Below are 7,494 nucleotides of genomic sequence, written 5' to 3'. Positions count from 1 at the left end.
GCGGGCCCTCGTGCTGTCCGGCTCGAGCTGAACGTGTTCAAAATCTCCCGCCGGATTCGAGTTTCCCGCGCATGTCCGTGGGCATGATGAGGGTGTGACCCCTGAGCTGATCGCGGACTACCGACCCGGCTCGTTCCTTCTCACCTCCCCGCGGCGGGGCCTGCTCGCCACCGGAGCGCGGACCGTCGTCGCCGAGCCCGACCCGGACGAGCTGTCCGCGCGGGTGACCAAGCTGCTGGTCGACTCCGACGTCCCGCTCGCCGTCGGCGCCCTGCCCTTCGACAGCACCGGGGAACGGGCCACCGCGCCCCACGTCGTGCTGCCCAGGTCCGTGCGGTGGTCCGGGCCGGTCCGGCCGGCGCGCACCGGCCGGCCGGTGCCCGTCGACCTCGACGTGGTCCCCGTGCCCGCGCCGGCCGAGTACGAGCGCGCCGTGGCGCGGGCCGTCACCCGACTACGCGCCGGCGAGCTCGACAAGGTCGTGCTGGCCAGGGCGTTGCGCCTGCACTCGGCCGGCCCGGTGGCCGTGGCCCCGCTGCTCGCCAACCTCGCCGCCGACAACGCCACGGGCTACACGTACGCGGTCGACCTGCCCACCGGGGGCGCCAGCCGGCGCACGCTGGTCGGCGCCACGCCGGAGATGCTGCTGTCCCGCAGCGGTCTGACGGTGGTGTGCAACCCGCTCGCCGGCTCGATGCCGCGCCACCCCGATCCCGAGCTGGACCGGGCCAGCGCCGAGGCGCTCGCCGCGTCCGCCAAGGACATCGAGGAGCACCGGGTCGTCATCGAGACGGTCGTCGACGCGCTGCGGCCGTTCTGCCGGACGCTGACCGTGCCGGACGGCCCGTCGCTGGTCAGCACGTCGGCGGTGTGGCACCTGTCCACCATGATCACCGGTGAGCTCGCCGATCCGGGCATCTCCTCGCTGCGCCTGGCCTGCGCGCTGCACCCGACGCCCGCCGTGTGCGGGCGGCCGTTCGGGACGGCGAAGGACACGATCGCCGAGCTCGAGCCGTTCGACCGCGGCTTCTACGCCGGCGCGATCGGCTGGTGCGACGCGGACGGCGACGGCCAGTGGGTCGTCGCGATCCGCTGCGCGGAGATCACCGAGCCCGCGCCGGGCGCCGGCCCGGCGGCCTCGGGCTCGACGCTGACGCTGTACTCCGGTGCCGGCATCATGCCCGCGTCGCAGCCGCAGCTGGAGCTCGCCGAGACGTCCGCGAAGTTCCGCACGCTGCTGCGGGCGATGGGAGTGCCCGACATCCCGGCCTGAGCGTGGTCAACTGCCGGATAGGGTGGGGTCGAGCTTGGACTGTTGACCCTGGGGACCTATGTGTCGACCACGTGCACGAGATGTCCGTCGCCGAACCCTGCTTCGTGGCGCGGTCCTCGCTCCGCTGGCGGGCCCGGCCGCCGGCTGCGGGGACCTCGCGCGGACCACGGGCCTGGGTGACTTCGTCCGCGTCGCGGTGAGCTGGAGCGCCGCCGAGCTGGCCGCGTTCGACCGGGTGCTGGACCGCCGCCGGGTCGACGACACCGAGCTGGTCCCGCTCGGCGACGACATCGGCGCGGCGCTCGGCGCGGCGACCACCGGGCGGCCGGACGTCGTGGCGCTGCCCCGGCCCGGGCTCGTGACCGGCAACGTCGAGAAGCTCGCGCCGCTGCCGGACGAGGTGTGGCGCGACGCCTACGACCGGGTGTGGCGTCCGGAGCTGCCGACCAGGCGACACTACGCGCTGCCGTTCAAGATCGCGCACACCTCCGTGGTCTGGTACCGCAGGTCGGTGTTCGCGGAGCACGGCCTGCGGCCTCCAGACACGTGGCGGGACTGGCTCGAGCTGAACGAATCGATCATCGACCGGACCGGCGTCGCGCCGCTCGCCATGGGCGGCGGGGACGGGTGGGTGCTGGCCGGGTTCTTCGCGAACGTGCTGTTGCGGCATTTCGCCGGCAGCTACGACGCACTGCTGGCGCCGCACGATGCCCGGCTGTGGACGAGCGGCGAGGTGCGCGCGGCGTTCCGGATGGTGGCGGACATGTGGGGCCGCGCGGGGGCGCTGTCCGGTGGGGCGGACCGGGCGCTCGTGCAGCAGTTCCCGGACGCGGTGCTGGAGGTGTTCTTGTACCACCGCGCGGCGATGGTGCCGGCGCCGGACTTCGCGGAGTCGGTGATCCGGCAGTTCGGGGTGCTCACCGACGACGTGGGCACGTTCACCTTCCCCGCGGGCCCGCCCGGCGCGCCCCTGGTGATCTCCGGCGACCTGCTCGTCCTGACCGCCCCGGCGAGCCCGGCGGCCACCAACCTGATCCGCTATCTGTCCACTCCGGACGCTCCGGTGCCGTGGATCCGGGACACCGGCGGGTTCATCGCGGCCAACCCGAGCACGGACCCGCGGCACTACAGCCCGACGCTGCGCCGGCTCGCCGAGGACCTGCGGGACAACGACGTCCGGTTCGGCCTGTCCGACCAGCTGGGCCGGCTCGGCGGTCGCGAGGGGTTGCAGCGGGTGCTGCAGGACATGCTCCGCGACCTGGCCGACGGCACACCCCCGCACACGGCGGCCGAGACCGCGGCGGCATCGATGGTCGAGGCCGAGGAGCGGACCCGATGACGTCGCCTCACACACCCGCCCGTCCGCGCGGCCGCTTACCGGGCCGGGACCGGCGGCGTCCGCGGTCGGCGGGGTGGGGGTGGTGAGTATGGAGGTGACCTCCGCGCGTGGTCTGCGGCTCGAGGTGGCCGGGCGGGAACTGACCGGTCCGCTTCGGCACGAGCCCGCCGAGCGGCGGCGAGGGAGCCCGCTGCTCGGGCTGCCGGCGCTCGTCCTGCTCGTGTTGCTCGTCGTGCCCATGGGGTGGACGCTCGTCCGGGCGCTGCACGCGCCCACGCCGCTCGTCGGGAACTTCCGGGACCTGTTCACCGATCCGGACGCCCTGCGCGCGGCCTGGCACAGCGTGCTCTGGGTGGGCATCGCGCTCGTGTTGCTCGCCGTCGGGTACGGCATCGCGATCGTCAGTCGGCAGGTGGCCGGGCTGTGGCGGGTCGTGCTCTACGTCATGATCCTGCCGTTCGGGGTCTCCGCGGTCGTGGCGGGCGCGGTGTTCCGGATGATCTTCGACCCGAACCCGGAGCGGGGCATGGCCAGCGCGCTGTTCGGCGGCGGTGTGACCTGGCTCGGGCCCGACCTGATCTGGTGGGTGCTCGCGTCCGCGTTCGCCTGGTCCTGGCTCGGGTTCGTGGTCGTGCTGTTCCGCGCCGGCCTCGACGCCAACCCCGGGCTCGGCCACCGCCTGGGCCGGCTGCGGCTGCCGCGCACCGGTCCGGTCACCTCGATCGTCGTGCTGACCGTGCTCGTCGCCGCGATCCGGGTGTTCGACCTCGTACTGATCGCCGCGCCCGGGTCCATCCAGAACGACGTCGACGTGGTGGGCCTGCACTGGTGGCGGATGACCGCCCGGTCCGCGGACCCCGGCGGCCCGGCGGCGCTCGCGGTCACCCTGTTCGTCATCGTGGCCGCGCTGAGCATCATCGGGATGCGCGGCATGTGGCGCGGCGCCCCCGCCGAGCCGGTACCGATCGCGGAGTCCACTTCGGACGGTCCACGGCGATGGTGGAGCCGGCTCGTCGGCGTCGGGCTGGTCCTCATGTGGATCATGCCGGTCGTCGTGCTGGTGGCGACCGCGCTGCACGGTCCGGCGGCGGCCGGCTCGGCCGGCTGGTGGCGCCTCGAGGGGCTGGGCCTCGGCTCGTTCGCGTCGGTCGGCGCGACCTGGCTGTGGCCGGCCGTCGTGGGCAGCCTGCTGATCGCGGGCCTCGCCACCGCGCTCGTGGTCGCCGTCGCTGTGCCGGCCGCATACCTGCTCACCTGGCGGTTCCCCCGCCGGCCCGCCCGCGCGCTGACCATGGTGCTCGGCGTGCTCGCGGTGGCGCCGGTACAGATGTACGCGGGCCCGGTCGGCGACGTCTTCGACGCGGCCGGGTTCGCCGGCTCCCGCGCCTTCCTCGCGCTCGTGCACGCCGCCGCCGGGTTGCCGTTCGCCACGCTCGTGCTGCGCGCGGCGTTCGCGGCGGCACCACGCAGTGCCGAGGACGAGGGGAGGCCCGCGCTGGACACGCTGTGGCGCCGCGGCCGCTACCGACCGGCGCTGATCGCGGTCGCCGTGCTCGAGTTCGTCTTGGTGTGGAACGACTTCATCGTCGGCTTCCTGATCAGCGGGCCGGGCAACAGCCCGCTGACCCTGCTGCTGTGGGGCGAGGCGCGGCAGTTCGGCACCTCCGCCGGCACGGTCGCGGCCGGGGCCGTCGTCTCCGCGCTCATCCCCGTCGCGCTGCTGCTGCTCACCTGGCGCCGCGTCGTCGCCGGCCTCACCGGGGAGACGGTCCGTGCCCGGTAGAAAGGACCTGTTCAAGGAGATCCGCGTCGTCCTGCTCGCGGTGATCAGCTGGTTCGCGCTGAGCACGGCCGGCGAGCTCATCGGCAACCAGGCCAACGACACCGTGTTCGGCCAGCTGGTCGGGCACTGGGTGCTGCTCGCCGCGGTCGTCGTGGTGCCGACCTTCGGAATCGCGTGGGTCGTGCTCGCCATGCGGGAGCGCCGCCGCGAGCTCACCAAGCCGGCGGTCGAGGAGGACGAGCCGTGGTCACGGCCGGCCGTCCCGGACCCCTGGTTCCGGCCCGAACCCTTGTGCGCCAGGGAGAACGAGGTGGGCCAGGCACTGCGCCGGGTGCTGGACACCGGTGTCGTCGCGCTGGTCGGCCCGCGCGACGTCGGGACCTCGGCGGTGGCCGCGGCGGTGGCGCAGCGGCTGATCGACGAGCACGGCGGCGACCCGGAGCACACGTTCCGGTTCGACGTGCGCAGCCGGTCGACCCGGGGCCCGGACGGCGCGGCCGCGACCGCGGGCCGGGTGGTGGCCGCGTTCGGCATCGACGAGCCGTCCGACGACACCGAGGAGGTGCTCGCCCGCGTCGCCGGCCAGCTGGTCGGCGTGCTGACCGCGCGGGGCGGGATCCTGTTGCTGGACAACGTGTCCATGCCCGAGCAGGTGTGGTGGCTGGTGCGCGACTGGCCCGCGGGCGGCCGGGTGCGGCTGGTGGTCGCGGGCGAGCCGGCGGTCGGTGACGCCGTCGAGCACCGCGTGGTGGCCGTGGGGGAGCTGGACCTCGCCGGGCTGCGCCAGATCTGGGACGCCGAGATGGGCGCGCCGGGCCTGCTGGAACGGGTCGGGGAGTGGGTGCGCCAATGGCGGGGCACGCCGAACGCCGAGGACGCCATCAGCGAGGTGCTGCGCGCGTGCTTCGGCCGGCCGCGCGCGGTGAAGGCGATCGTCGAGGAGATCAAGCGGTCGAGCGACACCGTCACGGCGCAGAGCCTGCGTGACGCGATGCACGCCGGCGGGGAGCTGGACGGCCCGCTCGAGCGCGTGTGGACCGCGATGCTCGACAACATCCGCGAGGGACTGTCCGACGAGGCGGTGTGGCTGCTGTGCGCGCTGGCCGAGCTGCCGGTCACCGGCCTGACCCGGGGCGCGGTCGCGGCCATGCTCGGCTCCGACGACCTCGGCCCGCTCGAGGAGCTGCGGGTGAGCAACCTCGTGGTCGAGCAGGGCGGGCGCTACCGGCTGCCACAGGAGATCCGCCGGGCCATCGCGCGCACCGGCAGGGAGGACGAACGCCGGAAGGTCGCGCTGGGGGCGCTGCCGGCGCTGGTGCGCTACGTCGCCGGGCACGCCGAGCGCTGGTCGCTGCGGCTGGACACCCAGGACGCGCGGGCGTGGTTCCGCGACTCCGAGCCGACGCTGCGGCCGCTGTTCAGCGAGGAGCACTACGCCGACGAGGAGCTGCTCGAGCTCGTGCTGCCCGACCTCGGGGCGATCGCGGACGCGCTGGAGGTCTGGTACGTGCGCGAGCACCGCTCCCGCGGCCTGCTGGAGGTGAACGCCGGGCTGTACGCGCTGGTCTGCCGGGCCCGCCGGGAGGACCTCGCCGCGCTCGCGGCGATCCGGCAGGCCACCGCGCACCGCCTGGCCCGCCGGCCCGGCGAGGCGGCCGGAGCGCTAGACCTGGCGCGGGCGCACGTGGCGGCCGTGCCGGACGACCGGCCGCGTGCCGAGCTGGACGGGCGGGCGCAGGTGGAGTCGGCGCTGCTCGCGATGACGACCGCCGACGCGGACGCCTTGCACGAGGCCGTCGACGAGCTGGGCCGGTTGCGCGGGGCGGGGCGGCTCGCCGGGCACCCGGAGCTGCTCGTGAACCTGGGCGCGCTGTGCCTGGGCCGGGGCCGGGTGGCCGAGGCGCTGGCGCACCTGTACGAGGCCGAGGAGCTCGCGGTCGACGCGCGCGACGCCGGCTGCGAGGCGCACGCCGTGGAGCTGCAGGGCGTCGCGCTGTCCCAACAGGACGGTCAGCTCGTCGAGGCGGCCCGCCGCTGGCTGCGCGCGCGGGCGACGTTCACCCGCATCGGCGAGGACCGGGGCGTGGCGCGCTGCCTGCAGCACCTCGGCTCCGCCGCGCTCGTCGACCCCCGGGTGGCCGGCCGCCTGCGAGACGGCCGGATGGTCCCGCTGCCGCGCCACGAGGCGGCCGCGGTCGCGGTGGAGCTGCTGGAGCGGGCGAAGTCGTTGCGCACCGGCCAGCCGGACACCGGGCTGGTGGACCACTACCTGGCCCGGGCTCGCGAGCAGCTCGGCTAGGCCGGGTCTAGCCGAGGGCGGTGATCAGGTCGTCCGCGTCGTGCTCGCGGACGGACAGGGGCTCGTCGCCGATGGTGGCCACGCTGGCGCGATAGTCGTGGCCCGGGGCGAGGTCGGCAAGGTGCACCCGCGCCGGGTCCACTTCGGATGATTCGGAGGACAGCACGCGCGGCGGCTCGTCGTGGGCGGTGAGCGTGAACTTGGTCATCGCGATCGACATGCCCTTGCCGGTCGCCTTGACCACGGCCTCCTTGCGGGCCCAGTACGTGAAGAACGCCCCGCGCCGGTCGTTCGCCGGCAGCGCCGCGAACAGCTGCCGCTCGCTCGTGGCGAGCGTCATCCGCGCCAGCTCGTCGACCTCCGCGGCGCGGATCTGCTCCACGTCGACGCCGACCGGCGCGCCGTCGACCACCGCCAGCACCACCAGCGATCCGGAGTGCGAGATCGACACCTCCGGCGCGCCCCCGGCCACCACCCGCGGCTTGCCGTGCGGCTTGCCGCAGTCGTAGCAGCTGCTGTCCAGCACGACCCGCTCCGGCTCGATGTCGAGCCGGCGGCCCGCGATCGCCCTGATCAGCGTGCGGCCGGTGAGGAACCGCAGCCTGTCGACCTCCATGCGGTAGCCGCGGTACCGTTCGCGCTCGATGTGGTCGAGCATCCCCAGCAGGCGCTCGGTCGCCGGCGCCGGCCGCGCCCACCACACGTCGCATCGCATGGTGAGATGATGCCGGTGCGAGCGCCGGGCGCCGCGCCGACCTCAGATTTCGGCCATCTGGCGCAAGGCGCTTGCGCCGGCTGGC

The 7,494-nt window shown here is 74.7% G+C and carries 5 protein-coding genes; 4 read left to right on the top strand and 1 reads right to left on the bottom strand.

The genetic code is table 11. The features are described 5' to 3' along the window. Positions 1 to 94: 94 nt before the first annotated feature. The 4 genes from ACRDTB_RS11185 (at position 95) to ACRDTB_RS11170 (ending at position 6,694) form a co-directional block, all read left to right on the top strand. Positions 95 to 1,273, top strand: coding sequence for an isochorismate synthase (locus ACRDTB_RS11185; RefSeq protein WP_431430007.1), 1,179 nt, complete (start codon positions 95 to 97; stop codon positions 1,271 to 1,273). A 58-nt stretch (positions 1,274 to 1,331) separates the two neighbouring features. Beyond that, positions 1,332 to 2,612 carry an ABC transporter substrate-binding protein gene (locus ACRDTB_RS11180; RefSeq protein ID WP_431430006.1) on the top strand — a complete coding sequence of 427 codons (1,281 nt, stop codon included), beginning with the start codon at positions 1,332 to 1,334 and terminating at the stop codon, positions 2,610 to 2,612. Between the two features lie 88 nt (positions 2,613 to 2,700). Beyond that, the gene (locus tag ACRDTB_RS11175; protein ID WP_431430005.1) at positions 2,701 to 4,395 is read left to right on the top strand and encodes a hypothetical protein; all 1,695 of its coding nucleotides are present in this window, start codon (positions 2,701 to 2,703) and stop codon (positions 4,393 to 4,395) included. After that, positions 4,385 to 6,694, top strand: a complete 2,310-nt coding sequence (locus tag ACRDTB_RS11170) for a hypothetical protein (protein ID WP_431430004.1) — start codon at positions 4,385 to 4,387, stop codon at positions 6,692 to 6,694. Before ACRDTB_RS11175 ends, ACRDTB_RS11170 begins: the two co-directional genes overlap by 11 nt. Before the next feature lie 7 nt (positions 6,695 to 6,701). Here the strand turns inward: ACRDTB_RS11170 and ACRDTB_RS11165 are convergent, their stop codons facing one another. After that, the gene (locus tag ACRDTB_RS11165) at positions 6,702 to 7,409 is read right to left on the bottom strand and encodes a 4'-phosphopantetheinyl transferase family protein (RefSeq protein WP_431430003.1); all 708 of its coding nucleotides are present in this window, start codon (positions 7,407 to 7,409) and stop codon (positions 6,702 to 6,704) included. Positions 7,410 to 7,494 lie beyond the last annotated feature (85 nt).

The sequence above is a fragment of the Actinophytocola sp. genome (assembly GCF_050699935.1).
Taxonomy (GTDB): domain Bacteria; phylum Actinomycetota; class Actinomycetes; order Mycobacteriales; family Pseudonocardiaceae; genus Actinophytocola.
Note: the sequence above shows the minus strand (reverse complement) of the source record. Positions and strands in the feature narration are given on the sequence as shown.

What these genes read in the sequence shown, in the direction of transcription:
- ACRDTB_RS11180 (WP_431430006.1), top strand. Translation starts at nt 1,332, where the DNA reads ATGTGTCGACCACGTGCACGAGATGTCCGTCGCCGAACCCTGCTTCGT.
- ACRDTB_RS11175 (WP_431430005.1), top strand. Translation starts at nt 2,701, where the DNA reads ATGGAGGTGACCTCCGCGCGTGGTCTGCGGCTCGAGGTGGCCGGGCGG.
- ACRDTB_RS11165 (WP_431430003.1), bottom strand. Translation starts at nt 7,409, where the DNA reads ATGCGATGCGACGTGTGGTGGGCGCGGCCGGCGCCGGCGACCGAGCGC.